At 74.5% G+C, this 26,537-nt stretch carries 21 protein-coding genes and 1 tRNA gene; 18 read left to right on the top strand and 4 right to left on the bottom strand.

The window, feature by feature from the left end; genetic code table 11:
• The first annotated feature begins 26 nt into the window (after nucleotides 1-26).
• Nucleotides 27-863, top strand: coding sequence for a 16S rRNA (cytidine(1402)-2'-O)-methyltransferase (rsmI, locus tag BM414_RS12255; RefSeq protein WP_093579764.1), 837 nt, complete (start codon nucleotides 27-29; stop codon nucleotides 861-863).
• A gap of 72 nt (nucleotides 864-935) precedes the next feature.
• On the opposite strand, the gene BM414_RS12250 is transcribed toward rsmI, so the two are convergent.
• Both BM414_RS12250 and corA read right to left on the bottom strand, forming a co-directional pair.
• The gene (locus BM414_RS12250) at nucleotides 936-1,859 is read right to left on the bottom strand and encodes a DUF559 domain-containing protein (protein ID WP_093579710.1); all 924 of its coding nucleotides are present in this window, start codon (nucleotides 1,857-1,859) and stop codon (nucleotides 936-938) included.
• Between the two features lie 168 nt (nucleotides 1,860-2,027).
• Nucleotides 2,028-3,119, bottom strand: a complete 1,092-nt coding sequence (corA, locus tag BM414_RS12245) for a magnesium/cobalt transporter CorA (RefSeq protein WP_175551568.1) — start codon at nucleotides 3,117-3,119, stop codon at nucleotides 2,028-2,030.
• Nucleotides 3,120-3,229: 110 nt separating this feature from the next.
• Between corA and BM414_RS12240 the strand changes: the two genes are divergently transcribed.
• From BM414_RS12240 to BM414_RS12205, 8 genes are all read left to right on the top strand, one after another.
• A complete protein-coding gene (locus tag BM414_RS12240; RefSeq protein WP_093579709.1) occupies nucleotides 3,230-4,750 on the top strand; it encodes an amino acid permease in 1,521 nt (506 codons plus the stop codon).
• A gap of 98 nt (nucleotides 4,751-4,848) precedes the next feature.
• A complete protein-coding gene (locus BM414_RS12235) occupies nucleotides 4,849-5,454 on the top strand; it encodes a hypothetical protein (RefSeq protein ID WP_093579708.1) in 606 nt (201 codons plus the stop codon).
• Nucleotides 5,455-5,489: 35 nt separating this feature from the next.
• The gene (gene metG, locus BM414_RS12230; RefSeq protein ID WP_093579707.1) at nucleotides 5,490-7,283 is read left to right on the top strand and encodes a methionine--tRNA ligase; all 1,794 of its coding nucleotides are present in this window, start codon (nucleotides 5,490-5,492) and stop codon (nucleotides 7,281-7,283) included.
• Nucleotides 7,280-8,170 (top strand): TatD family hydrolase, encoded by an 891-nt coding sequence (locus BM414_RS12225; protein ID WP_093579706.1) that lies wholly within the window; start codon nucleotides 7,280-7,282, stop codon nucleotides 8,168-8,170. The genes metG and BM414_RS12225 overlap by 4 nt, the downstream gene beginning before the upstream one ends.
• A 27-nt stretch (nucleotides 8,171-8,197) precedes the next feature.
• Nucleotides 8,198-9,037: a hypothetical protein gene (locus tag BM414_RS12220; protein WP_093579705.1), complete on the top strand. Its 840-nt coding sequence runs from the start codon at nucleotides 8,198-8,200 to the stop codon at nucleotides 9,035-9,037.
• A gap of 316 nt (nucleotides 9,038-9,353) precedes the next feature.
• Nucleotides 9,354-10,463 carry a resuscitation-promoting factor gene (locus BM414_RS12215; RefSeq protein ID WP_093579704.1) on the top strand — a complete coding sequence of 370 codons (1,110 nt, stop codon included), beginning with the start codon at nucleotides 9,354-9,356 and terminating at the stop codon, nucleotides 10,461-10,463.
• Nucleotides 10,464-10,608: 145 nt separating this feature from the next.
• On the top strand, nucleotides 10,609-11,328 hold the full coding sequence (gene rsmA, locus BM414_RS12210) for a 16S rRNA (adenine(1518)-N(6)/adenine(1519)-N(6))-dimethyltransferase RsmA (RefSeq protein WP_245784663.1): 720 nt from the start codon (nucleotides 10,609-10,611) through the stop codon (nucleotides 11,326-11,328).
• Complete coding sequence (locus BM414_RS12205) at nucleotides 11,325-12,284, top strand: 4-(cytidine 5'-diphospho)-2-C-methyl-D-erythritol kinase (protein WP_093579702.1); 960 nt, start codon at nucleotides 11,325-11,327, stop codon at nucleotides 12,282-12,284. The genes rsmA and BM414_RS12205 overlap by 4 nt, the downstream gene beginning before the upstream one ends.
• 9 nt (nucleotides 12,285-12,293) lie before the next feature.
• Here BM414_RS12205 and BM414_RS12200 read toward each other — a convergent pair whose 3' ends face one another.
• Together BM414_RS12200 and BM414_RS12195 are read right to left on the bottom strand one after the other, a co-directional pair.
• A complete protein-coding gene (locus BM414_RS12200; RefSeq protein WP_093579701.1) occupies nucleotides 12,294-12,881 on the bottom strand; it encodes a TetR/AcrR family transcriptional regulator in 588 nt (195 codons plus the stop codon).
• 38 nt (nucleotides 12,882-12,919) lie between these two features.
• The gene (locus BM414_RS12195) at nucleotides 12,920-13,903 is read right to left on the bottom strand and encodes an acyl-CoA desaturase (RefSeq protein WP_093579700.1); all 984 of its coding nucleotides are present in this window, start codon (nucleotides 13,901-13,903) and stop codon (nucleotides 12,920-12,922) included.
• A 211-nt stretch (nucleotides 13,904-14,114) separates the two neighbouring features.
• Here BM414_RS12195 and BM414_RS12190 point away from each other — a divergent pair.
• The 9 genes from BM414_RS12190 (at nucleotide 14,115) to BM414_RS12150 (ending at nucleotide 26,536) form a co-directional block, all read left to right on the top strand.
• Nucleotides 14,115-14,187: transfer RNA gene (locus tag BM414_RS12190), tRNA-Gln, on the top strand.
• 73 nt (nucleotides 14,188-14,260) lie between these two features.
• Entirely contained in the window at nucleotides 14,261-15,772 is a 1,512-nt protein-coding gene (glmU, locus tag BM414_RS12185; protein ID WP_093579699.1) for a bifunctional UDP-N-acetylglucosamine diphosphorylase/glucosamine-1-phosphate N-acetyltransferase GlmU, read from the top strand.
• A gap of 12 nt (nucleotides 15,773-15,784) precedes the next feature.
• A complete protein-coding gene (locus BM414_RS12180) occupies nucleotides 15,785-16,765 on the top strand; it encodes a ribose-phosphate diphosphokinase (protein ID WP_093579698.1) in 981 nt (326 codons plus the stop codon).
• Between the two features lie 222 nt (nucleotides 16,766-16,987).
• Entirely contained in the window at nucleotides 16,988-17,692 is a 705-nt protein-coding gene (locus BM414_RS12175) for a 50S ribosomal protein L25/general stress protein Ctc (RefSeq protein ID WP_093579697.1), read from the top strand.
• Between the two features lie 89 nt (nucleotides 17,693-17,781).
• Entirely contained in the window at nucleotides 17,782-18,348 is a 567-nt protein-coding gene (gene pth, locus BM414_RS12170) for an aminoacyl-tRNA hydrolase (protein ID WP_093579696.1), read from the top strand.
• Nucleotides 18,349-18,621: 273 nt separating this feature from the next.
• Nucleotides 18,622-20,025 (top strand): sugar transferase, encoded by a 1,404-nt coding sequence (locus BM414_RS12165; RefSeq protein WP_245784662.1) that lies wholly within the window; start codon nucleotides 18,622-18,624, stop codon nucleotides 20,023-20,025.
• Between the two features lie 155 nt (nucleotides 20,026-20,180).
• The gene (locus BM414_RS12160) at nucleotides 20,181-21,440 is read left to right on the top strand and encodes a DUF1972 domain-containing protein (protein ID WP_245784661.1); all 1,260 of its coding nucleotides are present in this window, start codon (nucleotides 20,181-20,183) and stop codon (nucleotides 21,438-21,440) included.
• A 29-nt stretch (nucleotides 21,441-21,469) separates the two neighbouring features.
• Entirely contained in the window at nucleotides 21,470-22,129 is a 660-nt protein-coding gene (locus BM414_RS12155) for a hypothetical protein (protein ID WP_093579695.1), read from the top strand.
• 219 nt (nucleotides 22,130-22,348) lie between these two features.
• The gene (locus BM414_RS12150) at nucleotides 22,349-26,536 is read left to right on the top strand and encodes a PKD domain-containing protein (RefSeq protein WP_245784660.1); all 4,188 of its coding nucleotides are present in this window, start codon (nucleotides 22,349-22,351) and stop codon (nucleotides 26,534-26,536) included.
• Nucleotide 26,537 lies beyond the last annotated feature (1 nt).

Raw genomic sequence — 26,537 nt, 5'->3', positions numbered from 1 at the left:
CACCCCGGCGTGACAGGCTCGTCGCCGTGACGGGACGGCTCGTGCTCGGTGGCGCACCCCTCGGCCAGCCCGGCGACGTCGGCCCGCGGCTGCGGCAGGCGATGGCGACGGCCGACGTCCTGGCCGTCGAGGACACCCGCCGCCTGCACCGGCTGGCCGGCGACCTCGAGGTCACGCTGACCGGGCGGGTGGTCACCTTCCACGAGTCGGTGGAGCGCGCGCGGCTGCCCGGGCTGATGGCCGCCCTCGCCGACGGGGCGACCGTCCTGCTGCTCACCGACGCCGGCATGCCGTCGGTCTCCGACCCCGGGTACACGCTGGTGCGGGCGGCGATCGACGCCGGCGTCGACGTCACCTCGGTGCCCGGGCCGTCGGCGGTGGTCACCGCGCTCGCGGTCTCGGGACTGCCGGTGGACCGGTTCTGCTTCGAGGGCTTCCTGCCGCGCAAGGGCGGGGAGCGGCGGTCCCGCCTGACCGCGCTGGCCGACGAGCGCCGCACGATGGTCTTCTTCGAGTCGCCGCACCGGCTGGCCGACGCGCTCGCCGACGCCGCGGCCGCGTTCGGGTCCGCGCGGGAGGCCGCCGTGTGCCGGGAGCTGACCAAGACGCACGAGGAGGTCCGGCGGGGGCCGCTGTCGGACCTCGCGGAGTGGGCCGCCGACGGCGTGCGCGGGGAGATCACCCTCGTCGTCGCGGGCGCCTCGCCGGAGCCGGTGGAGCTCTCGCCGGCCGAGCTGGCCGCGCTCGTGGCGGGGGAGGAGGCGGCGGGCGCCACCCGCAAGGACGCGATCCGCGCCGTCGTCACCCGCACCGGCCTGTCCCGCCGCACCGTCTACGACGCCGTCGTAGCCGCCAAGCCCTGAGGCATAGGAAGCTATCCGCACGTATTGAGTCCCGAGACGTGCGGATAGCTTCCTCTGCCTCGCCGTCGAGGGTCAGCTGACGTGCAGTTGGGCGGCGCGCATCCGGTAGACCTCCAGGACCCGCCTGCGCACACCATCAGGGTCCCGCCGGACGTCGGCGTACGTGAAGCGGAGGACGACCCAGCCGTGTGCCGCCAGTGCGGTGTCCCGCGCCAGGTCCCTGCGCCGGTCCTCGGGAGACGTGTGGTGGCGTGCGCCGTCCAGTTCGACCGCCAGCTTGACCTCGGGCCATGCTCGGTCCAGCCGGATCCCACCGTCCGGCAGCCGCAGTCGGTACTGGCCGATGCTCGGCGGCATCGACCTGTGGCGGAAGACCCCGAGCACACCCAGCGCCTCGAGCTCGCTCTCGCAGCCGTCGTGCACGAGATCGATCGCCTGCGCCAAGGTGCGGTGACCTGCGACGTTCGGACGCTCGGCGAGCGCGTGGCTCAGCTCGGGTGCGGTCACGAGCCGACGTCGTGCCGCGTCCAACAGGAGGGGCCGGCGGTCGCCGATCGGCAGCAGCGGCCACGAGTCGACCACTGAGCGCGCTGGCTCGGTGACGAGCAGCCCGTGCCGGACGACGCACTGCGGCGTCTCGGCGTGGAAACGAAGACGGCGGTGGACCACGAGCTCAGGGCTCCCAGCGCGACGGACGGACTGGTCGACGGTCAGGTGCACCGGACGACGGAGGTCGATGACGCCCCAGACCGCGAGCGCGGACGTGTGGCTGAGGGCGGCGCCAGGTCCGGCGTGGCGAAGGGCCGCACGCAGCAGCAGATGGTCGTCCAACCGCTGGTTCCTGAGGCAGTACACGTGCGGGAACAAGCGCGTGAGCGACCTGCGGCCCACGAACCCGTCCAGCACCGTTGCCGGCACCTGGACCAGCAACTCCTGGCGGCTGGCGATGCCGCCGTGCTGGCTGATGACCTCGGTGATGTGCTCACGCCACTGCATCCGCCGACCGTGACGGCTCCCCAGCTGTCGCGGGCCGGCGTCAGCGCACCTGTGGATGCCGCGGACGAGTCCACACCGGAGCTGGAACCGCTGAGGCAAAGGACGCTATGCGCATGTTCGGGCAACCGATACGTGCGGATTGCTTCCTATGCCAGCCCCCGAGGCGCGCTACAGCCAGCCGTTGCGCTTGAAGCCGCGGTAGAGCAGGACGCAGGCGGTGACGATGATCAACAGCACCAGCGGATAGCCGTAGCGCCACTCGAGCTCGGGCATGAACTCGAAGTTCATCCCGTAGATCCCGGCGATCGCGGTCGGGACCGCGATGATCCCGGCCCATGCGGAGATCTTCCGCATGTCCTCGTTGTCGGCCATCGTCGTGCGCGCCAGCGAGGCCTGCAGGATCGAGGACAGCAGCTCGTCGAGTCCGCCGAGCTGGTCGCGCACCCGGATGGCGTGGTCCTGTACGTCGCGGAAGTACGAGCGCATCGGGTCGGGGACGGCGTCGACCTGGCGCTCGGCCAGTTTCTGCAGCGGCACCTCCAGCGGCGCGACCGCCCGCCGCAGCGACATCAGCTCGCGCTTGAGCTGGTAGAGCCGGCCGATGTCGTCGGTGCGCTCCGGGCTGAAGACCGACGCCTCGAGCTCGTCGACGTCGTCCTGCACCGCGGCCACGACCTCGACGAAGGTGTCGACGACGAGGTCGGCCACCGCGTAGAGGACCGCGGCCGGGCCCAGGCAGAGCAGGTCGCGCTGCTCCTCCTCCATCCGGTGCCGCAGGTCGGCGAGGTCCCCGTGCTCGCCGTGCCGCACGGTGATCACGTAGTTCGAGCCGAGGAACACCATCACCTCACCGGTGTCCACCACCTCGCTGGTCGCGGTCAGCTGCTCGTGCTCCACGTAGCGCGCCGTCTTGAGCACCATGAACAGGTCGTCGTCGTAGCGCTCGAGCTTCGGTCGCTGGTGGGCGTAGACGGCGTCCTCCACCGCGAGCGGGTGCAGCCCGTAGTGCTCGGCGATCGCGCCGAGCTCGGCCTCCGTCGGCTCGAACAGGCCCAGCCACACGAAGCCACCGCGCTCGGAGGCGGCGGCCAGTGCCTCGCCCGGGTCGATCGGCGGCTCGCGGCGGCCGTCGACGTAGACGGCGCAGTCGACGATCGCGTCGGCGCCAGCGGCTCGCGTGGCGGTGCGGCGTGGGACCCCGGCGGGTCGCGTGGCGGGCAGCGGCGGCCCTGGTGGCGTCCCTGGGCGGGTGTCGGTCACGGGCGCACCTCCTCTGATCCGCCCGCGACGGCGGGCAGCAGAAGCGTAGGCGTGCGGGACTCCGGCCCCCGTGCCACGCTGCCCGGAGTACCCCCGCCGAGGAGGACGCTGTGACCGCAGGCACGCGCCGGGTGAAGTCGGTCGAGGACTCCATCCGTGACACGGAGGAACCCGAGCACCGGCTCAAGAAGAACCTCTCCGGCCTCGACCTCGCCGTCTTCGGCGTCGGGGTGATCATCGGGACGGGCATCTTCGTGCTCACCGGCGAGGTCGCGAGGACGACGGCCGGGCCGGCGGTGGCGATCTCGTTCGTGATCGCCGGCGTCGTCTGCGGGCTGGCGGCGGTCTGCTACGCCGAGTTCGCCTCCACGGTGCCGGTCGCGGGGTCGGCCTACACGTTCTCCTACGCCACCATGGGCGAGATGGTCGCGTGGATCATCGGCTGGGACCTGGTGCTCGAGCTGGCCCTCGGGGCGGCGACGGTCTCGGTGGGCTGGTCGGGCTACCTCAACCAGCTGCTCGGCGACCTCGGCATCCCGCTGCCCACCTCGATCGCCGGGGAGGCCGCGACGGTCAACATCCCGGCCATCGCCATCGCGCTGCTGATGACCGCCGTCCTGGTCCTCGGCATCAAGCTGTCCTCGCGGGTGACCAGTGTGATCGTGGCGATCAAGGTGGCCATCGTCCTGCTGGTCATCGTGCTCGGACTCTTCTACCTGACCGCGGACAACTACACGCCCTTCGTGCCGCCCGCCGAGCCCGCGGCCGAGGGGGAGGGCGGCTGGCACGCCCCGCTCATCCAGCTCCTCGGCTTCACCCAGGGCAGCTTCGGCTGGGGCGGCGTGATCGCCGGCGCCTCGATCGTCTTCTTCGCCTTCATCGGCTTCGACATCGTGGCGACGGCGGCCGAGGAGACCAAGGACCCGCGCAGGGACCTCCCGCGCGGCATCATCGGCTCGCTGGTGATCTGCACGCTGCTCTACGTCGCCGTCTCGCTGGTCGTCGTCGGCATGCAGCCCTACTCGGAGCTGTCCACCGAGGCCCCGCTGGCCGAGGCGTTCAGCAGCGTCGGGCTGTCGTTCGTCTCCAGCGTCATCTCCGTGGGCGCGCTGGCCGGCCTGACGTCGGTCGTCATGATCCTGATGCTCGGCCAGTCGCGGGTGCTGTTCGCCATGAGCCGCGACCACCTGCTGCCCCCCGGGATGGCGGCCGTCCACCCGAAGTACGGCACCCCGTACAAGATCACGATCGGCACGGGCATCGCGGTGGCCCTGCTGGCCGGGTTCCTGCCGCTGGGGACGCTGGCCGAGCTGGTGAACATCGGCACGCTGTTCGCCTTCGTGCTCGTCTCGATCGCCGTCATCGTGCTGCGGCGCACCCGGCCGGACCTGCACCGCTCCTTCAAGGTGCCGCTGGTGCCGTTCCTGCCGATCGTCTCGGCGCTGGCCTGCTTCTACCTGATGCTCAACCTCCCGGCCGACACCTGGGTGCGGTTCGCGGTCTGGATGGCGATCGGCGTCGCCATCTACTTCCTCTACGGCCGCAAGCGCAGCCGTCTGGCCGGCGCCGAGGGCGAGGCCGCGGCCGAGCGCCTCGTCGCGGACCGGGAGGCCCGCGGCAGCACCCGCTGACCCTCCGGAGGGGTGAGGCCCCCTCCGCCCCGTCTCCAGCGCCCCCGCGCGGGCGACGACCTGACCGGTGACCGACGTCCCCGGCCAGGAGCAGACCCGTGGCGACCAGCGTCCTCGACGCCCCCCTCCCCGTCCTCGCCGCGCCCGTGCGGCGGCCGGCCCCCGTGCTCGCGCTCGCCGCGGTGTGCGGACTGGAGGCCCTCGCGCTGCTCGCCGGCGGCTTGACCGGCCTCGACGGGCTGTTCACCGCCGTACCGCGCCCCTCGGCGCTGCTGGTGGTGGCGGTGCTCGGCGGGCTGGCCGGTTGGGTCGTGCTCTGCGCGGGCAGCGCACTGGCGGCCCTCGAGGGCGCACGGCGGCTGGTCGACGGCCTCGCCTGCGCCGAGGTCGCCGCCGTCGCGGCGCTGTTCGTCGTCACCCAGTTCACCCCGCTGGTCGGTGACCTGCCCACCACGCTGCCCCTGCCGGCCGTCGCACTGCTCGCGCTGGCCGTGCCGGTGGGCAAGCTGCTGCTGACCTCGGCGCCGACCACCCTCGCCTGGGCCGAGGCCGCCCCGCCGCGCGTGCGCACCGCCGCCCCGACGCGGCACCCGCGACTGCGGCTGGCCACCGTGGCGCTCATCGGCGTCGCCCTCGGCGCCCTCGCGGTCACCACGCCGGTCGCCGGTGAGCTGCCGCCGGCGAGCACCGTGGCCGGTCACTGACCCGGCGGGTGGGCGGGGCTCACTACTCTCGTCCCGTGAGTGATCGGCACATCCTGACCGCCGTGGCCTGGCCCTACGCCAACGGCCCGCGGCACATCGGCCACGTCTCCGGCTTCGGCGTCCCCTCCGACGTCTTCAGCCGCTACCACCGCATGGCCGGGGACCGCGTCCTCATGGTCAGCGGCACGGACGAGCACGGGACCCCGATCACCGTCGCCGCCGACGCCGAGGGGGTGAGCCCGCGGGAGATCGCCGACCGGAACAACCGGCTGATCGTCGGCGACCTGCAGGCCCTGGGCCTGAGCTACGACCTGTTCACCCGCACCACCACGGCCAACCACGCGCAGGTGAGCCAGGAGATCTTCCTCGGCCTGCTCAAGAACGGGTACGTCTTCCCGCAGACGACGCTCGGCGCCATCAGCCCGTCGACCGGCCGCACGCTGCCCGACCGCTACATCGAGGGCACCTGCCCGATCTGCGGCTACGACGGCGCCCGCGGCGACCAGTGCGACAACTGCGGCAACCAGCTCGACCCCACCGACCTGATCAACCCGGTCAGCCGGATCAACGGCGAGACGCCGCGCTTCGTCGAGAGCGAGCACTACTTCCTCGACCTGCCGGCGTTCACCCGCGCGCTGGGCGACTGGCTGGCCACCCGGAAGAGCTGGCGGCCCAACGTCCTCAACTTCAGCCGGAACCTGCTCGAGGACCTCAAGCCGCGCAGCTACACCCGTGACATCGACTGGGGCGTGCCCGTGCCGCTCGACGGCTGGCGCGACCGGCCCGACAAGCGCATCTACGTGTGGTTCGACGCCGTCGTCGGTTACCTGTCGGCCTCGATCGAGTGGGCCCGCCGGTCCGGTGACCCCGAGGCCTGGCGGCAGTGGTGGCAGACGCCGGACTCCGACGCCTACTACTTCATGGGCAAGGACAACATCGTCTTCCACGCCGAGATCTGGCCGGCCCAGCTGCTCGGGTACGACGGCGAGGGCGACCGCGGCGGCTCCCCGGGCTCGCTCGGCCGGCTGAACCTGCCCACCGAGGTGGTCTCCAGCGAGTTCCTCACGATGGAGGGGCGCAAGTTCTCCTCGTCGCGCCAGGTGGTCATCTACGTCCGCGACTTCCTGGCCCGCTACGACCCCGACGCGCTGCGCTACTTCGTCGCCGTCGCCGGCCCCGAGTCGCAGGACACCGACTTCACCTGGGCGGAGTTCCTCCGGCGCAACAACGACGAGCTCGTCGCCGGCTGGGGCAACCTGGTCAACCGCACGGTGTCGATGGCGGCCAAGAACGTCGGCGCCGTCCCGACGCCGGGGGAGCGGACCGACGCCGACCGCGCGCTGCTGGAGGCGACGTCGTCGGCGTTCGGCCCGATCGGCGACCTGCTCGCCCGCAACCGGCAGAAGGCCGCGGCCACCGAGGCGATGCGGGTGGTCGGCGAGGCGAACAAGTACCTGTCCGACCAGGCGCCCTGGAAGCTCAAGGAGGACCCGGCCCGCCGGGACACCGTGCTGCACACCGCGCTGCAGGCGATCAGCGACTGCAACGCGCTTCTGACGCCGTTCCTCCCGCACTCCGCGCAGAAGGTGCACGAGCTGCTCGGCGGCACGGGCGTGTGGTCGCCGACGCCGGAGATCCGGGAGGTCACCGACCTCGACGACGGCTCGCCCTACCCGGTCATCACCGGCGACTACGACGCCGCGCAGGCGGTGTGGGCGTCCCGTCGGCTGCAGGCGGGCACGCCGCTGTCCCCGCCCACCCCGGTGTTCAGGAAGCTCGACGACTCCGTCGTCGAGGAGGAGCTGCGCCGGCTCGAGGGCGAGGAGTGAGTCGGTCGGCCGCATCGCGGGCGAACCGGCGGGGCGATCCGCCGCCGTCCCCGGAGCCGCTCCCGGCGCCGGCGGTCGACAGCCACACCCACCTCGACATCGTCCTGAACGGCTTCCGCACCGACGAGCCCGCGGACGACGAGGCGGTGGACGCCGAGATCGCGGCCGCGGCCGCCGTGGGGATCCCGCGGCTGGTGCAGGTCGGCGTCGACGTGCCCTCCTCGCGCTGGGCGGCGGACCTGGCGGCCCGGCACCCGAACGTGCTGGCCGCCGTCGCCGTCCACCCCAACGAGGCGGGCGAGGGCGCGGCCGACGACGACGCGCTGGCCGAGATCGACCGGCTGGCGGCGCTGCCGCGGGTCCGCGCGGTGGGGGAGACCGGGCTGGACCGCTACCGGACCGGCCCCGAGGGCTGGGCGGCGCAGGAGGCGTCGTTCCGGGCGCACATCCGGATCGCCGAGGAGCGCGGCGTCGCGCTGGTCATCCACGACCGCGACGCGCACGAGGAGATCCTGCGGGTCCTCGACGACGAGGGGGCGCCGGAGCACACGGTGTTCCACTGCTTCTCCGGCGACGCCGCCTTCGCCACGGCCTGCGTCGAGAGGGGGCACGTGCTCTCCTTCGCGGGCACGCTGACCTTCGGCAACGCCGGGTACCTGCGCGAGGCGGCGGCGCGCACGCCGCTGGACCAGCTGCTGGTCGAGACCGACTCGCCCTTCCTCACCCCGGTCCCGTACCGCGGCCGGCCCAACGCCTCGCGCCTGCTGCCGCACACCGTCCGGGCGCTGGCCGAGGTCACCGGCGTGGGACTCGCGGAGCTCTGCGACGCCCTGACCCGGAACGCCGAGCGCGTCTTCGGCCCCTGGGGGACCGACCCCACCGGTTAGTCGCCACGGCGTTGCACACTGGACACCGTGGGCCGCCTCATCGCCGTCGTGCTGTTCATCGCCGTCCTGGTGCCCGGCGTGCTGCTCGCCCGCGCCTGGGCCCTGGCGGCCGGCCGCCGCGCCGTCGCGTCGGCGGGCGTGGAGTTCGCGACCCCCACGGCCGAGGGCGTGGCCACGCTGCAGCGCCAGGCGCAGCACGGCCGCCGGGTCCGGCGGCTCGGGCTGCTGCTGGGCCTCGTGGGGGTCGTCGCCAGCGTCGTGATGTTCGCCGAGGCGTCGGTCTTCCTCTGGCTCCCGGCCCTGGTCGTCGGCCTGCTCGCCGGCGTCGTCCTCGCCGAGGCCACCCGGCCGCGGCCGCGCTGGCGGCTGTCGGACCCCGCCCGGCGGCCCCGCCGCAGCGAGCAGGTCTCGCTGTGGCTGCTCTGGACCACCCGCGCCGTCGTCGTCGCCGAGCTCGTCGTGGCGGTCGTGATGTGGCGGCGGGGGGACCTCGCCGACACCGTCGGCTGGGTCGCCGTGCTCGTCCCGCTGGTGGCCTGGCTGCTGGCCGAGACGGCCCTGCTGCGCGTGCTCGTCCGCCCACTGCCGGCCGAGGGCGCCGACGTGCCGGTCGACGAGGCGCTGCGCACCTGGACCGCGCACCTGGTCACGGCTGCCACCAGCGTCCTCGCCCTGCTGCCCCTGGGCACCTTGCTGCTGGCGGCCGGCATCGACCTCGGCGACCGCGTGACCGAGAACGTCGACCTGCTCCCGGTGGCGCTCGTGGCGGGCGGCTTCGCGAGCCTGGCCGCGGGACTCGCCGTCGCGGCCTTCCTGGTGACCTGGCTGCGCCCCGTGCGGGCGGACGAGCGGGCGCTCGCCGGCTGAGCGGCCCCGCCTGCCCCGTCGCAGCACCGGCCACACCGTGACCTCGGTCACCGGCTGATCTCACGCTGCGCATCCGCCCCACCCGTCACACGCGGCGAGTTCCTCACTGAACGTGTCGGCGCGGCTGCATGTCGACGTGTCGGCCCTCTGCTTCACTCCGTGCGCACAGTTGCCACACGCACCGGGCTCGTTATCGTGTCGTGACTGACAGCCGGAGTGGGATCGACCCGGGCGGCGTCCGACGGTCCTCCGATCCCCGGGGCTGTCGTTCGCGCGCACGACCCCCTGCCCGGTCCTCCGACCCCGTGGAAGTGTCGTGCCCCGAACGCTGAAGCTCGCCCTTTGCGCCCTCGTCCTGCTCGGACTGGTGGACGGGTCCGTGGCCTGGTTCGCCGCGCAGAAGTCGCTCACCCTCACCGTGGACGGCCAGGCCCGCGAGGTCAGCACCTACGCCGACACCGTCGGGGAGGTCCTCGAGGAGGAGGGGCTGCAGACGCAGTCGCACGACGTCGTCCTCCCGGCGCCCGAGGCCGCGGTCGGTGACGGCGACACGGTCGTGGTCAACCGCGCCCGCCCGCTGCAGCTCACCGTCGACGGCGTCTCCCGCGAGGTCTACGTGACCGCGCTGTCGGTGGACGAGGCCCTCGACCAGCTCGGCTACCGCGCCGAGGACATGGTGCTGTCGGCCAGCCGCAGCGAGCGCCTCCCGCTCGACGGCATGGCGCTGTCGATCACCACCCCGAAGGACGTCACGCTCGTCGTCGACGGCGGCACCCGGGTGGTCACCACCACGGCCCCCACCGCGAGCGACCTGCTGGCCGAGCAGGGCGTGGTGCTGGGACCGGACGACCGCCTGAGCCTGCTCGCCACCCAGCCGCTGCTCAACGCCATGCGGCTGCAGGTCTACCGCGTGCAGGTCGTCGAGGAGGTCGTCACCACCGCCGTCGACTTCCAGACCGTCGAGACCGACGACCCGAACGCCTTCGAGGGGACCGAGACCGTCACCCAGGAGGGTGTGGAGGGCGAGCAGGCCACCACCTTCCGGGTCACCTACGTCGACGGCGTGCAGAGCACCCGCGAGCAGCTGAACACCGCCGTGACCCGCCCCGCGGTCGACGAGCTCGTCAGCATCGGCACCAAGGAGCGCCCGGCCCCGGCCGCCAGCAGCGGCAACGCCCCCTCCGCCGACGGGCTGAACTGGGCGGCGCTGGCGCAGTGCGAGTCCGGCGGCCGCGCGAACGCGGTCAGCTCCACCGGCAAGTACCACGGCCTCTACCAGTTCTCGGTCGGTACGTGGCAGTCGGTCGGCGGCAGCGGCCTGCCGTCCCAGGCCTCGCCCGCGGAGCAGACCATGCGCGCCCAGATGCTCTACGCGCGCTCCGGCGCCGGCCAGTGGCCGCACTGCGGCCCGCGGCTGTTCTCCTGAGCGTGAGCCGCTGAGCACCTCCGAGCAGGCCGACGGGCTGCTGGGCCCGGCCGCGATCCGCGAGCTGGCCCAGCGGCTCGACCTGCGTCCCACCAAGTCACTCGGGCAGAACTTCCTGCACGACGCCAACACCATCCGGCGGATCGTGCGCACCGCCGAGCTGCGTCCCGACGACGTCGTCCTCGAGGTCGGCCCGGGCCTCGGCTCGCTGACCCTCGGCCTGCTGCCCGCCGCCGCGGCCGTCACCGCCGTCGAGATCGACCCCCGGCTGGCCGCCCTGCTGCCGGAGACCGTGGCCGCGCGCCGGCCGGACCTGGCCGGCCGGCTGACCGTCGTCGAGGCCGACGCGCTGCGGGTGACCGACATCCCCGGACCCGCTCCCACGGCGCTCGTGGCCAACCTGCCGTACAACGTGGCCGTGCCCGTCCTCCTGCACCTGCTCGAACTGCTGCCCTCACTCCGGCGTGCCCTGGTGCTCGTCCAGGCCGAGGTCGCCGAGCGGCTGGCCGCCCCACCGGGCAGCGCCGCCTACGGCGTGCCGTCGGTCAAGGCCGCCTGGTACGGCACCGCACGCAGGGCAGGCAACGTCGGCCGCCGGGTGTTCTGGCCCGAGCCCAACGTCGACTCCGGGCTGGTCTCCCTCGACCGGCACGACCCGCCGCCCGGCGACCGGGCCGCCACCTTCGCCGTCGTGGACGCCGCGTTCGCCATGCGCCGCAAGGGCCTGCGCGCGGCCCTCGCCCGCTGGGCGGGGAGCCCCGCCGCGGCCGAGGAGCGGCTGCGGGCGGCCGGCATCGACCCCACCACCCGCGGCGAGCAGCTGTCGGTGGCCGACTTCGCGCGCCTGGCGGCGACCGCCCCGTGAGCTGGTCGTCCCCGGGCGGTCCCGGGCACACCCGCGGGGACGGCGCGGTGTCCGCGCACGCCCCGGCCAAGGTCAACGTCTCGCTGGCCGTCGGCCCGCTGCGCGAGGACGGCTTCCACGACCTGCAGACGGTCTACCTCGCCGTCTCGCTGCTGGACACGGTGACCGTGCGCCGCGGCGAGGGGCTGTCGGTCACGGTGACCGGCGAGGGCGCCGGCGGGCCCGACCCGGTCCCCACCGACCGGCGCAACCTGGTCTGGCGGGCCGCCGAGCTGCTCGCCGAGCACGCCGGGGTCGCCCCCGACGCCGCGATCGCCGTGGACAAGGCCATCCCGGCCGCCGCGGGGCTGGCCGGGGGCAGCGCCGACGCCGCGGCCGCCCTGGTCGCCCTCGACGCGCTGTGGGGCACCCACGCCACCCGGGGCGACCTCACCGGGCTGGCCGCGCAGCTGGGCAGCGACGTGCCGTTCTGCCTGGCCGGCGGCGTCGCGCTCGGCAGCGGCCGCGGGGAGCGGCTCACGCCCGTCCTGGCCCGACGGCCCTGGTACTGGGTGCTCGGCATCGCCGACGGCGGGCTGTCGACCCCGGCGGTCTACGCCGAGCTGGACCGGCTGCGGGCCGAGGGGCGCCTGCCCGACGGCACCGCGTTCCCCTCGCCCGAGCCGGTGGTCGCGGCGCTGCGCAGCGGCCCGGTGGAGGCCCTGGCGGCGGCGCTGACCAACGACCTGCAGGCGCCGGCCGTCTCGCTGCGTCCCGCGCTGCGCCGTGCCCTCCGGGGCGCCACCGGCGCCGGTGCCGCCGCCGCGGTGGTCAGCGGGTCGGGCCCGACGGTGGCGGCGCTGGCCGCGGACGAGGACGCCGCGGTGCGCCTGGCCGCCGTCCTCGCGGGGGAGGGCCTGTTCCGCACCGTCCGCGTCGTGCACGGCCCGGTGCCCGGCGCCCGCCTGGTGGGCTGAGGGAGGGGCTCAGCAGCGCTCGTGCCGCAGCGCCGGGTCGGGGTCGAGGCGGGAGAGCCCCGCGAAGGCGAGGTCGACCAGCCGGGCGGCCACCTCGGCCTTGCCCGGCGAGCGGGTCTCCAGCCACCACTGACCCACCTGCGCGACCATCCCCACCAGCGCCTGGCTGTAGAGCGCGGCCAGCAGCGGGTCGTAGCCGCGCTCGCCGAACCGCTCGCCGAGCAGGTGCTCGACCCGCCGGGCGAGCTCGCCGATCAACGAGGAGTACGAGCCGGGGGAGTCACGGGAGAGCACCCGGAAGCCGTCGGTGTCCTCCTCGACGTAGTCCAGCAGTGCCAGTGCCGCCCGCTCGAGCAGCGCCCGCGGGCTGCCGCCCGCGGCCAGCGCCGAGGTGAACCGGTCGAGCACCCGTTCCATCTCGCGGTCGACGACGACGGAGTAGAGCCCCTCCTTGCCGCCGAAGTGCTCGTAGACGACCGGCTTGCTGACGTCGGCACGGGCGGCCAGCTCCTCGATGGAGGTGGCCTCGTACCCGCGCTGGGCGAACACCTCCCGGCCGACGGCGACGAGCTGCTCGCGCCGCTGCGCGGCGGTCATCCGGCGGCGGGGCCGGGGCCGGGGCGCCCCGGCGACGCTCAGGAGGCGGCGCTCGCGGCAGGGACGCGCTTGGCGGCCAGGCGGACCGGGTCGGGCCACTTCACCGAGTGCGCCCAGCCGAGCTTCTCGAACACCCAGATCGTGCGGGCGCTGATGTCGATCTGGCCGCGCAGGACGCCGTGGCGGGCGCAGGTCGGGTCGGCGTGGTGCAGGTTGTGCCAGGACTCGCCGGCGCTGAGGATCGCCAGCGGCCAGAAGTTGGTGGCGCGGTCACGCGAGGCGAACGGGCGGTTGCCCACCACGTGGCAGATCGAGTTGATCGACCAGGTGACGTGGTGCAGCAGCCCGGTGCGGACCAGCCCGGCCCAGAAGAACGCGCTCCACGCGCCGGCCCAGCTGCCGGTCACCAGGCCGCCGATCGCGGCGGGCAGGGCCAGGCTCAGGAACGCCCACAGGCTGAACAGCCGGCTGGTGATCGTGAGGCCGCGGTCCTTGAGCAGGTCGGGGGCGTAGCGGGCGGCGTTGGTCTGGCGGCGGTCGAACAGCCAGCCCAGGTGGGCGTGGAACATGCCCTTGAGCAGCGCCCGGGTGTCGGTGCCGTAGCGCCACGGCGAGTGCGGGTCACCCTCACGGTCGGAGAAGGCGTGGTGCCGCCGGTGGTCGGCCACCCACTGCACGACCGGGCCCTGGATCGCCATGCAGCCGACGATCGCCAGCGCGATCCGCAGCGGCCGCGACGCCTTGAACGACCCGTGCGTGAAGTAGCGGTGGTAGCCGACGGTGACCCCGAGGAGGGGCACGAAGTAGAAGGCGGTGAAGAGCGCGACGTCGAGCCAGGTCATCCCCCAGCCCCACACGACCGGGACGATCGCGGCGAGGGCGAGGAACGGGATGACGACGAAGACGTAGAGGACCAGCTGCTCGAGGTGACCCTTCTCCTTCCCGTACGCGGTGGCCGGCAGCCCCTTGTCGGGGTCCGCGGGGGTGAAGGCCGTCGGCCGGGTGAGGGAAGGGGCGGACACATGGCCTCCAGGGGTCGTCCGTCGCGGGCCGCACGGACGAGGACCGGCGGCTACGAGGCCGTAACCTACGTCACCGTAGGACCGGCCGCTCCCCGGAGGGTCCGGTCCCTCTCCCGCTCGGGCGCCCTGCTCCGGTGCCCCGCTCCCGTGCCCCCGCCGGTCGCGCGTCCTAGGCTCGACCCACGCGGCGCCGTGCGGGCACGGCGCGCGGTGGGGGATGGGGTAATCGGCAGCCCGCCGGCCTTTGGAGCCGGGAAGTCTCGGTTCGAGTCCGAGTCCCCCAGCGGCGTCCCACCAGCGGCGTCCCACCAGCGGCGTCCGACCGGCAGCAGCCACCCCACCGTCCCGAGGAGTTCCGTGAGCCTGCAGCAGGCAGTCGCCGCCGTCGTCGTCCTGGCCGCCGGCCAGGGCACCCGGATGCGGTCGGCCACCCCGAAGGTCCTGCACGAGCTCGGCGGGCGCAGCATGCTCGGCCACGTCCTCGCCGCCACCGCGCCGCTGGAGGCCGGCGCCACGCTGGTCGTCGTCGGCTCCGGCCGGGAGTCGGTCGAGGCGCACCTGGCCGCGGTCGCGCCGGGAGCCCGCGCGGTGGTGCAGGAGGAGCAGCGCGGGTCCGGGCACGCCGCCCGGGTCGCGATGGACGCCGTCCCCGACCTCGAGGGCCCGGTGCTCGTGGTCAACGGCGACTCCCCGCTGCTCACCCCCGCCACCCTCGGTGCGCTGGTGGCCGCCCACCACGCCGCCGGCAGCGTCTTCACCGTGCTCACCGCCGAGGTCGGCGACCCGACCGGGCTCGGCCGCATCGTCCGGGACGCCGGCGGCGCGCCGCGGGCGATCGTCGAGGAGAAGGACGCGACCGACGAGCAGCGCGCGATCCGCGAGGTGAACGCCGGCGTGTACGTCGCCAACGCCGCCACGCTGCGCCGGGTGCTGGCCGGGCTGTCCACCGCGAACGCCCAGGGCGAGCAGTACCTGACCGACGCGCTCGCGCCGCTGGTCGAGGGCGGCGCCCCCGTGGCCGCCGTCCGGGCCGAGGACCCGGTCGACGTCCTCGGCTGCAACGACCAGCGCGAGCTCGCCGCGCGCCGGCGCACGCTCAACGACCGGGTCCTCGACGCGCTCATGGTCGCGGGCGTCACCGTCGTCGACCCGGCGACCACCTGGGTCGACGTCACCGCCGCCGTCCTCCCGGGGGCCCGGCTGCTGCCCGGCGTCCAGCTGCACGGGACGACGACGGTGGCCGCCGGTGCCGTCGTCGGCCCGGACACCACGCTGACCGACTGCACGGTGGGGGAGGACGCCACCGTGCTCCGCTCGCACTGCAGCCAGTCCGAGGTCGGGCCACGGGCCGTCGTCGGCCCGTTCAGCCACCTGCGGCCGGGCACCCGGCTGGCCGAAGGCGCCAAGGTCGGCGCCTTCGTGGAGACCAAGAACGCCGTGGTCGGCGAGGGGTCGAAGGTGCCGCACCTGTCCTACGTCGGCGACGCGACGATCGGCCGCGGGTCGAACATCGGCGCGGCGACGGTCTTCGTGAACTACGACGGCGTGACCAAGAGCCACACGACCATCGGCGACGCGGTGCGGGTGGGATCGGACACCATGCTGGTCGCGCCGGTCACCGTCGGGGACGGTGCCTACACCGCCGCGGGCTCGGTCATCACCCAGGACGTCCCGCCGGGGGCCATGGGTGTGGCGCGGGCCCGCCAGCGCAATGTGGCAGGCTGGGTCGCACGCCGCCGCCCGGGCACCGCCGCCGCGCAGGCCGCGGCGGCAGCCACAGGAGCAGCGGCCGAGGGCACGGCCGGGAGCCGGCCCGCGAGCGACGGGGCGGACCGGCCGGCGGAGCCCGGGGCCCACCACGAGCAGTGAGGCAGTGAGCCGATGAGTGCGATCCGGCAGACCACCAGCAAGAGCCTGATGCTCTTCTCCGGTCGGGCCTACCCCGAGCTGGCAGCCGAGATCGCCGGGCACCTGGGCGTCACGCCGACGCCCACGGCCGCCTACGAGTTCGCCAACGGCGAGCTGTTCGTCCGCTTCGAGGAGTCCGTCCGCGGCTGCGACGCCTTCATCGTGCAGAGCCACTCCGCACCGATCAACACCTGGCTCATGGAGCAGCTGCTCATGGTCGACGCCGCCAAGCGCGCGTCGGCCAAGCGGATCACCGTCGTCGCGCCGTTCTTCCCCTACGCCCGGCAGGACAAGAAGCACCGCGGCCGCGAGCCCATCTCCGCCCGCCTGGTCGCCGACATGTTCAAGACCGCCGGCGCCGACCGGCTGATGACCGTCGACCTGCACACCGCGCAGATCCAGGGCTTCTTCGACGGGCCGGTCGACCACCTCTTCGCCCTCGACCTGCTGGTCGAGCACGTCAAGGGGCGCTGGGGCGACCGGGAGATCACCGTCGTGTCGCCGGACTCCGGGCGGGTGCGCGTCTCCGAGCGGTGGAGCGACAAGCTCGGCGGCGTCCCGCTGGCCTTCATCCACAAGACCCGCGACCCCATGCGGCCCAACGAGGTCGTCGCCAACCGCGTCGTCGGCGAGGTCGAGGGCCGGGTCTGCATCCTGGTCGACGACATGATCGACACCGGCGGCACGATCGTGAAGGCCGCCGAGACGCTGTTCGAGGCCGGCGCCGCCGAGGTCATCGTCTGCGCGACCCACGGCGTCCTCTCGGGCGCGGCGGTCGACCGGCTGAAGAACAGCCGCGTCAGCGAGGTCATCGTGACCAACACGCTGCCGATCGAGCCGGCCCGCCAGTTCGACAAGCTCACCGTCCTCTCGATCGCCCCGCTGCTCGCCCGGGCGATCAAGGAGGTCTTCGAGGACGGCTCGGTCACCAGCCTCTTCGACGGAGCGAGCTAGCGGGCGGGCGCCGCACTCCGGTGAGCTGGGCCTTCCCGGCCGTGTGACCGGGTGTCGCCTCCCGCCGGGACGGCGCGGTCGGACGGTCGGGTACCCTGACGAGGTTGCCCGGCGAGGGAGACGGCCCGTCCGTACTCCGTGATCGACGTGCGTGTGCCCCGAGGGGTGTGCCGCGCCGTGTGCCGGCCGCCGCCAGACCCACCTCCTGAGGAGCACACCACCGTGGCTGACTACCGCCTCGCCGCCGAGGCCCGCACCGAGTTCGGCAAGGGCAGCGCCCGCCGGACCCGCCGCGCGGGCCGCGTCCCCGCCGTCCTCTACGGGCACGGCCAGGACGTCGTCCACCTGTCGCTGCCGGCCCGCGAGCTCGCCGCGGTCCTGCGCAACGGCGGCACCAACGCCCTGATCACCGTCGTCCTCGACGGCACCGAGCACCTCGCGCTCACCAAGTCGGTGCAGCGCGACCCGCTGACCCGCCAGCACGAGCACGTCGACCTGCTGGCCGTCCGCCGCGGCGAGAAGACGACCGTCGAGGTGCCGCTCGTCGTCGTCGGCGAGCCCGGCGTGGACGCGATCACCAACCACCAGCTCAACACCGTCGCGATCGAGGCCGACGCGACCGCGCTGCCCGACACGATCGAGGTCGACGTCACCGGCCGCACCGCGGGCCAGAACATCACGGCCGCCGACCTCGTCCTGCCGCGCGGCGCGACGCTGATCACCGACCCCGAGGCGCTGGTCATCGGCTTCCTGGGCGCCCCGACCGCCGAGGCCCTCGAGGCCGAGCTCGCCGAGGCCGAGGCCGAGGCCGGCATCGAGCGCGAGGAGTCCGCGCCCGCCGCCGAGGGCGTCGGCGAGGGCGACGTCGTCCCCGAGCCGCAGGACCAGGGCAGCGGCGAGTCGATCGAGTCGACCGAGAACAGCTGAGGTCCCCGCTGAGCGAGAGCACTCCCCGCAGGGGCGCCGGCACCGCCGGCGCCCCTGCGGCGTCCCCTCCCTCGGAGGGCCCCTTCCTCGTGGTGGGCCTGGGCAACCCCGGGCCGGGCTACGCGGGCAACCGGCACAACGTCGGGGCGATGGTGCTCGACGAGCTCGCCGCCCGCGCCGGCGTGAGGCTGACCGCCGGCAAGGGCGCCCGCGCCCGCGCACTGGCCGGCGAGGGGCGCCTGGCCGGCCGCCGCGTCGTCCTCGCCCGCCCGACGACGTACATGAACGAGTCCGGCGGCCCCGTCCGCGGCCTGCTCGACTACCACAAGCTGCCGGTCACCGACCTCGTCGTCGTGCACGACGAGCTCGACATCCCCTTCGCGGCCGTGCGCCTCAAGCGCGGGGGCGGGGAGGGCGGCCACAACGGCCTGCGCTCGGTCAGCCGCGCGGCCGGGACGAAGGACTACCTGCGCGTGCGGGTCGGCATCGGCCGTCCGCCCGGCCGGCAGGACCCGGCCGACTTCGTGCTGAGGGACTTCTCCGCGACCGAGCGCAAGGAGCTCGACCTGCTCGTCGCGGAGGCCGCCGACGCCGCCGAGGAACTGCTCGCCCTCGGCCTGGAGGCGGCGCAGAACGTGGTGCACCCCCGAACGTGACCGCAGGGTCTCCCCTTCGGGTGACACGGTCACTCTCCGCATTGACCCTTTGATGACGCTCTGTGAGTGTCGAATGTGCTCAGGGGGAGATGCACGGGCACGGCGTCCGGTGAACTGATACACACCGTGATCGGCACCTCCTCCGCGTACTGAGAGTGACGCGGTCGAGGGGGAGACGTGCTGCTGGACCACCACGGCGCAGGACCGGGGACGGCTGCGCGGACGACGGCGCGCCGGACTCCTCCGGGCAGCGTCCCCGGCCGCCTCCGCGCGGTGTCCCGCCCACCGTCGCGCCGCTGGGAGGGCCGTTACTCGGCCGCCCTGTACGCCCTCGACGTGACCGCCGCCGTCGCCGCGACCGGCACCGTGCTCCTCGCTTCGACGGCCGACGTGCGCGCGGACCTGCTGCTGCCGGCCGTCGTCATGGTGCTCTCGTGGCCGGTGCTGCTCGCCGGCACCGGCGCGCACGACGAGCGGGTCTTCGGCACCGGCAGCGACGAGTTCCGCGGCGTCGGCCGAGCCGGCTTCCTGCTGCTCGCGCTGACCAGCTTCGTCTCCTACATCGCGCAGCTCGACCTCAGCCGCGCCCTCGTCGTCCTCGCCGTCCCCGCGCTCACCGTGCTCACCCTCGCCGGCCGGTACGCCGCCCGGTGCCGGCTGCGCCGGCTGCGCGCCCGCGGCTCGTGCACCAAGCGGGTGGTGGTCGTCGGCCGTGGCGGCGCGGTCACCGAGCTGGCCGCCCGGCTGCGCCGCGGTGACTTCGCGGGCCTGGAGGTCGTCGCCGCCTGCGTGACGCCCGACAGCCGCAGCAGCGTCGCCGAGGCCCTGCGCGTCCCCGTCTCGGGACTGGACGACGTCGCCGCCGCGGTCGCCCGGCACGGCGCCGACACCGTCGCGGTGACCTCGGCGAGCGAGACCGCGGCGGAGTACCTGCGCCGGCTGTCCTGGCAGCTGGAGGGCACCGGCACCGAGCTGCTCGTCGCCCCGGGCCTCATCGAGGTCGCCGGACCGCGGCTGCACATCCGGCCCTTCGAGGGCCTGCCGCTGCTGTCGGTCGAGCAGCCGCGCTTCGAGGGCTGGCGCCGGGTGGTCAAGGGCGGCGTCGACCGCGCCGCGGCCGCGCTGGCCCTGCTGTCCCTGATGCCGGTCCTGCTCCTCATCGCCCTCGCCGTCCGGCTGGACAGCCCGGGGCCGGTCCTCTACCGCCAGGAGCGGATCGGGGTGAACGGCCGGGGCTTCACCATCCTCAAGTTCCGCAGCATGTCCGTCGACGCCGACCGCCGGCTGGCCGAGCTGCTCGACCGCAACGAGGGCGGCGGGCTGCTGTTCAAGATGCGCTGGGACCCGCGGGTCACCCGCGTCGGCCGCTGGCTGCGCCGCTTCTCCCTCGACGAGCTGCCGCAGCTGTTCAACGTGCTCGGCGGCTCCATGTCGCTGGTCGGCCCGCGCCCGCCGCTGCCGGCCGAGGTCGAGCGCTACGACTCCTCGGTGAGCCGTCGCCTGCTAGTCAAGCCCGGCCTCACGGGGCTGTGGCAGATCTCCGGCCGCAGCGACCTGTCGTGGGAGGAGGCCGTGCGGCTGGACCTCCGCTACGTGGAGAACTGGTCGCTCGCCCTCGACGCGCTGATCCTCGTCAAGACCGTCCGCGCCGTGGTCAGCAGCTCCGGCGCGTACTGACCGGCTCACCCCCGTCTCACCCGCGTCCCACCCCGCGGGGGGACGAGTGCCCTCCCGTCCCCTCCCTAGCGTCGACGGAGGGCTCCTCCCGGAGCTCCCCCACGTCCCGCTCGCGCGCCGCGCGGCACCGCACACACCTCCCGGAGGACCGGCCGATGGCCCGCTTGAGCATCGCCATGGTGGGGACCCGAGGCGTCCCCGCCCGCTACGGCGGCTTCGAGACGGCGGTCGAGGAGGTGGGCCGCCGGCTCGCCGACCGCGGGCACCGGGTGGTCGTCTACTGCCGCACCACCCCGGGCGCGCAGGAGCCCCCGCCGGCCGAGCACCTCGGCATGGAGCTGGTGCACCTGCCCGCCGCCCGCCGCCGGTCGCTGGAGACCCTGAGCCACACCGCGCTGTCGGTCGGGCACCTGCTGGCCCACCGCACCGACGCCGCCATCGTCTTCAACGCGGCCAACGCCCCGCTCCTGCCGGTGCTGCGCGCCGCGCGCATCCCGGTCGCCACGCACGTCGACGGGCTGGAGTGGAAGCGCGCCAAGTGGGGCCCGGCCGGCCGCCACTACTACCGGGCGGCCGAGTCGCTGGCCGTCCGATGGTCCGACGTCCTCATCGCCGACGCGCAGGGCATCGCCGACTACTACCGCGACACCTTCGACGCCCCCACCACGCTGCTCACCTACGGCGCGCCGCTGGTGGACCCGGGCTCGGACCTGCTCGCCGGGATCGGCCTCGAGCCCGGCGGGTACCACCTGGTGGTGGCCCGGTTCGAGCCGGAGAACCACGTCGACGTCATCGTCCGCGGCTACTCCGCCGGCGAGGCCACCAAGCCGCTGGTCGTCGTCGGCTCGGCTCCCTACAGCGACGGCTACACCCGCCGGGTGCACGCCCTCGCCGACGAGCGGGTGCGCTTCCTCGGCGGGGTGTGGGACCAGCGGCTGCTCGACCAGCTCTACGCCAACTGCGCGACCTACCTGCACGGCCACTCGGTCGGCGGCACCAACCCCTCGCTGCTGCGCGCCATCGGCGCCGGCGCGGCGGTGACCGCCTTCGACGTCGACTTCAACCGCGAGGTCGTGCGCGACGCGGGCCGCTTCTTCCGCACGTGGCAGGACGTCGCCCACCAGCTGGCCGCCGTCGAGGCCGACCCCGACCGCGTCGAGCGGGACCGTCGCCGGTCCCGGGAGCTCGCCCGCGGCTACGACTGGGACCAGGTCGCCGCCGGATACGAGGCCCTCGCGGAGACGCTGGCCGCCCGCCGCTTCCCCCGGACCCGGCCCGGTGGCCGCCGCCGTCCCACCGGCGCGGACCTGCCGGCCGGCCGGGCGGGCGCGCCGGCCGGTGACGTCGTCCCCCTGCCCACCCCGGCGCAGCCGCGGCCGTGGGCGGACGAGTACCTCCCGGCGGCCCAGCAGTGAGCGACATCGAGGAGCGAGGGGGAACCGCCGTGGAGGAACGTCCGTCACCGGCCGCGCCGTCATCCAGGCGGCGACTGCTCCTGGCGCTCGCGGCGGTCGTGCTCGTCGCCCTCGTCGCCGTGTCCGTCCTCGTGCGCGGGGACGACGAGGAGCCGGGCGGGTCCGCCGCCGCTGCGACGCAGTCCTCGACGCCGGCGACCGAGACCGAGCCGTCGCTGGGCTCCACCGACCCCGGGGCGCAGGCGACCCCACCGGCGGAGGACCCGCAGCCCGTCGTCGACGAGCTGCCGCCCAGCCAGCCTGCCGTCCCCCTCGACCAGCCGGCCGCGGCCGGCGACGGGATCACGGCCTCGGTCGCCTCGGTCGAGGCGATCGACGGCACCGGCCAGGGCCGCGGCAACGTGTCCGGGCCGGCGCTGCGGGTGACGGTGCGGATCACCAACGGCACCGACGACACCGCCGACCTCGGGGGAGTGGCCGTGGACCTGACCCACGGCAGCGACGCCGTGCCGGCCTCACCCCTGGACGACCCGTCGCAGGCACCGTTCTCCGGCTCGCTCGAGCCGGGGGACTCGGCCGAGGGCGTCTACGTCTTCAGCGTGCCCCGGGACGACCGCGACACCGTCACGGTCTCCGTCGGTCACCGCGCGGGGGCGCCCTTCATGGTCTTCACCGGCTCCGCCGGCTGACCCGCTCCATCCCGCAGGACAGCAGGGCCCCGGCTCCGGCCGGGGCCCTGCTGCCGTTCCGCCGACATCACCCAGAGTGATGACCGATCCGCAAGATCTCCGCACGACCTGCGGACATGTCGCCGGAACGGGGGATGGGGCCCCCTGGTCGTCACGCTTAGTGTTCATCCGCCTGGCCGGAGGACGGTCATGCGCTCGACGCGACACACGGGGGATCAAGTGACGTCAGCACGCACGGCCGCCTCGCCCAGGGCACTCCTGGCAGGCCTCCTCGCGACCCTGCTCCTCGCCGGGGTCCTCGGCGGGGTGGCCCCGGGGATCGCCTCGGCGGACTGGGCGCCGGTGAACCCGGCCGACCCCGCCACCCCGGCCACGGTGACGGCGGACGCACTGCCCACCGTGCAGATCAACGGGGTCGCCTGGGCCCAGGTGGTGGTCGGCAACACCGTCTTCGTGGGCGGGGACTTCACCACCGCCCGTCCGGCCGGCGCCGCGCCCGGCGTCGCGGAGACCCCGCGGAGCAACCTGCTCGCCTACGACATCCGCACCGGCGAGCTGATCACCTCCTTCGCGCCGACGCTCGACGGCCAGGTCCTGGCCCTCGCCGCCTCCCCGGACGGCTCCCGCCTCTACGTCGGCGGTGACTTCGGCCGGGTCAACGGGCAGGTGCGCACCCGCATCGCCGCCTTCAGCGCCACCACCGGCGAGCTGGTGGCCGACTTCCGGCCGGCCGTCTCCGGCCAGGTGTCGGCCATCGCGGCCACCGACTCGACCGTCTACTTCGGCGGCACCGTGACCGCCGTCGGCTCCGTGGCCCGCACCCGGCTGGCCGCCGTGAGCGCCGCCAACGGTGCCCTCGCGGCCTGGGCGCCGCAGCCCGGCGGGACCGCCAACCAGATCATGGCGATCACGCTGGCCGGCTCCAACCAGGTGGTCGTCGCCGGCCGGTTCGGCACCCTGAACGGCACGGCGACGTCCGGCGTCGGTGCCGTGGACGCCACCTCCGGGGCCACGAAGCCCTTCGCGGTCGGTCAGCTGATCACCAACCAGGGCCCCAACGCCGCGGTCTACAGCCTCACCACCAGCAACGGGGTCGTCTACGGCACCGGCTACGACTTCGGCGGCCCGGGCAACCTCGAGGGCACCTTCGCCGCGCGCGCCGACGGCGGTCAGGCGGTGTGGTTCGCCGACTGCCGGGGTGACCACTACGCCGTCCACGCGACCAGCAGCGTCGTCTACACGGCGTCGCACGCCCACGACTGCGCCAACATCGGCAGCTTCCCCGAGCAGCAGCCCCGGGTGCACATGTTCGGCAACGCACTGTCCGTGGCCGTGACCGGCACCGTCCAGCGGATCAGCGAGCTGCGCTCCAACACCCGGCTGGTCGGGCAGGCGGCTCCCTCGTACCTCCCCTGGGACCCGGACTTCATCGCCGGCACCTACACCGGCCAGTTCCAGGCCGGCTGGTCGGTCACCGGCAACGGCGACTACGTCGTCTACGGCGGGGAGTTCCCGACCGTCAACGGCGTCGGCCAGCAGGGCCTCGTCCGGTTCGCCGTCCCGGCGCTGGCCCCCAACCGGGTCGGCCCGGCGACGAGGAACCCCTTCACGCTGACCACCACCATGGTCCCCGGCGCCGTCCGGCTGACCTGGCCGTCGGTCACCGACCGCGACAACGAGAACCTGACCTACCGCGTCTACCGGGACAGCGACACCGCCGCGCCGGTCTGCGAGGCGACCCGGCCGACCCGCTGGTGGGACCTGCCGACCTTCGGCTGCGTCGACACGAGCGCCTCGGCGGGCTCGCACCGCTGGCTGGTGACGGTCAGCGACCCCGCGGGCAACCGGCTGAGCTCCGCGTGGGTCACCGGCACGGTGCCCGCCGCCAGCAGCGGCGCGTCGCGGCCCTACGCCCGTGCGGTCGCCGCCGACGGCGCCCTGGACCACTGGTACCTCGGTGAGGCCTCCGGCGGCATCGCCTACGACTACGCCGGTGCCCGCGACCTCACGGTCGGCGGCGGCGTGACCCGGCAGGTGGCCGGCGCCATCGCGGGCGACCCGAACACCGCGTCGGCCTTCAACGGCACCTCGAGCGGGATGGCGTCCACCGGCACGGCCATCGCCGGCCCGCAGACGTTCAGCGTCGAGGCGTGGTTCCAGACGACCTCGTCGGCCGGTGGCAAGATCATCGGCTTCGGCGACCGCAACACCGGCCTGAGCGCCAACTGGGACCGGCACGTGTGGATGGACCCGAGCGGCAGGGTGTCCTTCGGCATCTACACCGGCGCCACCCAGACGATCACCGGCCCCACCGCCTACAACGACGGCCGCTGGCACCACGTCGTGGCCACGATGAACCGCTCCGGCCTCGCCCTGTACGTCGACGGGACCCTCGTCGGCTCGAAGGCCGGCGCCTTCCGCGCCCAGCCGTACAACGGCTACTGGCGGATCGGCGGCGACTCCGCGTGGACCGGCGGCGGCAGCGCCTGGTTCACCGGGCGCATCGACGAGGTCGCCGTCTACCCGGCCGCGCTGTCCGCGCAGCAGGTGTCGACCCACGCCGCCCTCGGCCGGGGCCAGAACCTCGCCCCGACCGCGGCCTTCAGCACCCAGGTGGCCGACCTGACCGCCCGGGTCGACGCGGGCGCGTCCAGCGACCCCGAGGGCGTGATCCGCTCCTACGCCTGGGACTTCGGTGACGGCTCCACCGCCACCGGCGTCACCGCCTCGCGCACCTACGCGGCCCCGGGCACCTACACGGTCCGGCTGACCGTGACCGACGGTGGCGACCTGACCGCCACCACCACGCGGTCGGTCACCGTCACCGCGGCCCCGACCGGCGCCGGCTCGATCGCGGCCGACTCGTTCGGCCGGGAGGTCGCCTCCGGCTGGGGCACCGCCGAGCGCGGCGGTGTCTGGACCACCGCCGGCTCGACCTCGGTCAGCGCCGGCACCGGCCGGCTGGCCGGTGCGGCCGGGCAGAGCGCCTCGGCGCGGCTGTCCGGCGTGAACCGGACCGACGTCGCCCTGCAGGCGACGCTGACCCTGCCCCAGCTCGCCACCGGCGGCGGCACGTACGTCGGCCTCGTCGCCCAGAGCGTCGGGCTCAGCGACTACCGGGTGAAGCTCCGGTACCGCGCCGACGGCCAGGTCGAGGTCATGCTCGCCCGCACCGTGGACGGCGTGGAGACCATCCTCGACGGCTACCAGATGCCCGGCGGTTACGCCGCGGGCACGGCGCTGACCGTGCGGTTCGAGACCAGCGGCGGTGCGCCCACGACCCTCAAGGTCAAGGTGTGGCGCGCCGGCACGGCCGAGCCCGCGACCTGGGGCCTGACCCGGACCGACGCCACCGCGGCCCTGCAGCGCCCGGGTGCGGTCGCGCTGGAGACCTACGTCTCCGCCAGCGCGACGGCGATCTCCACGCTGCGCGTCGACGACCTGCGGGTCGAGCCGTCCGGCACGGTGGTGACGGTCCCGAACCAGGCCCCGGTGGCCTCGTTCACCGCGACGCCGTCGCAGCTGACCGTGGCGGTGGACGGCTCCGGCTCGACCGACGACACCGGGGTGACCGGGTACGCCTGGGACTTCGGGAACAGCGCCACCGCCACCGGTGCCACCGCGACGCACACCTACGCCGCGGCCGGCACCTACACGGTGCGGCTGACCGTGACCGACGCCGCCGGCGCCACCGGGACCACCACCCGGTCGGTGACCGTCACGGCCCCCCAGCCGCAGCCGCAGCCGCAGCCGGGCACTCCGCCGCTGGCCGCCGACGCCTTCGAGCGTCAGGTCACCGGCGGGTGGGGCACGGCCGACACCGGCGGCCCCTGGGCGATCGCCGGCCCCGTGGCCAACGCCTCGGTGGTCGACGGCGCCGGCCAGCTGCGCAGCCCGGCCGGGCAGACCACCGGCGCCGGCCTGTCCCAGTTCTCCCGGCAGGACGTCGCGATGCAGGTCGCGCTGACGCTCCCGCAGGCCCCCACCGGGGGCGGCGTGTACGTCGGCCTGGCCACCCGCAGCGTCGGGCTGACCGACTACCGGGTGAAGCTGCGGTTCCGCGCCGACGGCCAGGTCGAGGTCATGCTCGTCCGGACGGTGAACGACCAGGACACCATCCTCGGCGGCTACCTGCTCCCCGGCGGCCACCGGCCCGGCACGTCGCTGACCGTCCGGTTCGAGACGGCCGGCACCGGCACCACGACCCTGCGGGTCAAGGCGTGGGCCACCGGCACGGCCGAGCCGGCGGCCTGGGCGCTGGTCCGGACCGACGACGCCGCGGTGCTGCAGCGTGCCGGCACGGTCCTGCTCGACGCGTACGTGTCGGGCACCGCCACCGCGGCCACCGCGGTCCGGTTCGACCAGCTGTGGGTCGGCGAGGCGGGCACGGCGCCGGCCGCTCCGTGAC

It is taken from the genome of Geodermatophilus amargosae (genome assembly GCF_900116515.1).
GTDB lineage: Bacteria > Actinomycetota > Actinomycetes > Mycobacteriales > Geodermatophilaceae > Geodermatophilus > Geodermatophilus amargosae.
Note: the sequence above shows the minus strand (reverse complement) of the source record. Positions and strands in the feature narration are given on the sequence as shown.

Bases quoted from the DNA above. Each gene is read 5' to 3' on its own strand.
- BM414_RS12250 (WP_093579710.1), bottom strand. From the start codon at position 1,859: ATGCAGTGGCGTGAGCACATCACCGAGGTCATCAGCCAGCACGGCGGC.
- BM414_RS12180 (WP_093579698.1), top strand. From the start codon at position 15,785: ATGAGTGCGATCCGGCAGACCACCAGCAAGAGCCTGATGCTCTTCTCC.
- BM414_RS12160 (WP_245784661.1), top strand. From the start codon at position 20,181: ATGGCCCGCTTGAGCATCGCCATGGTGGGGACCCGAGGCGTCCCCGCC.
- BM414_RS12200 (WP_093579701.1), bottom strand. From the start codon at position 12,881: ATGACCGCCGCGCAGCGGCGCGAGCAGCTCGTCGCCGTCGGCCGGGAG.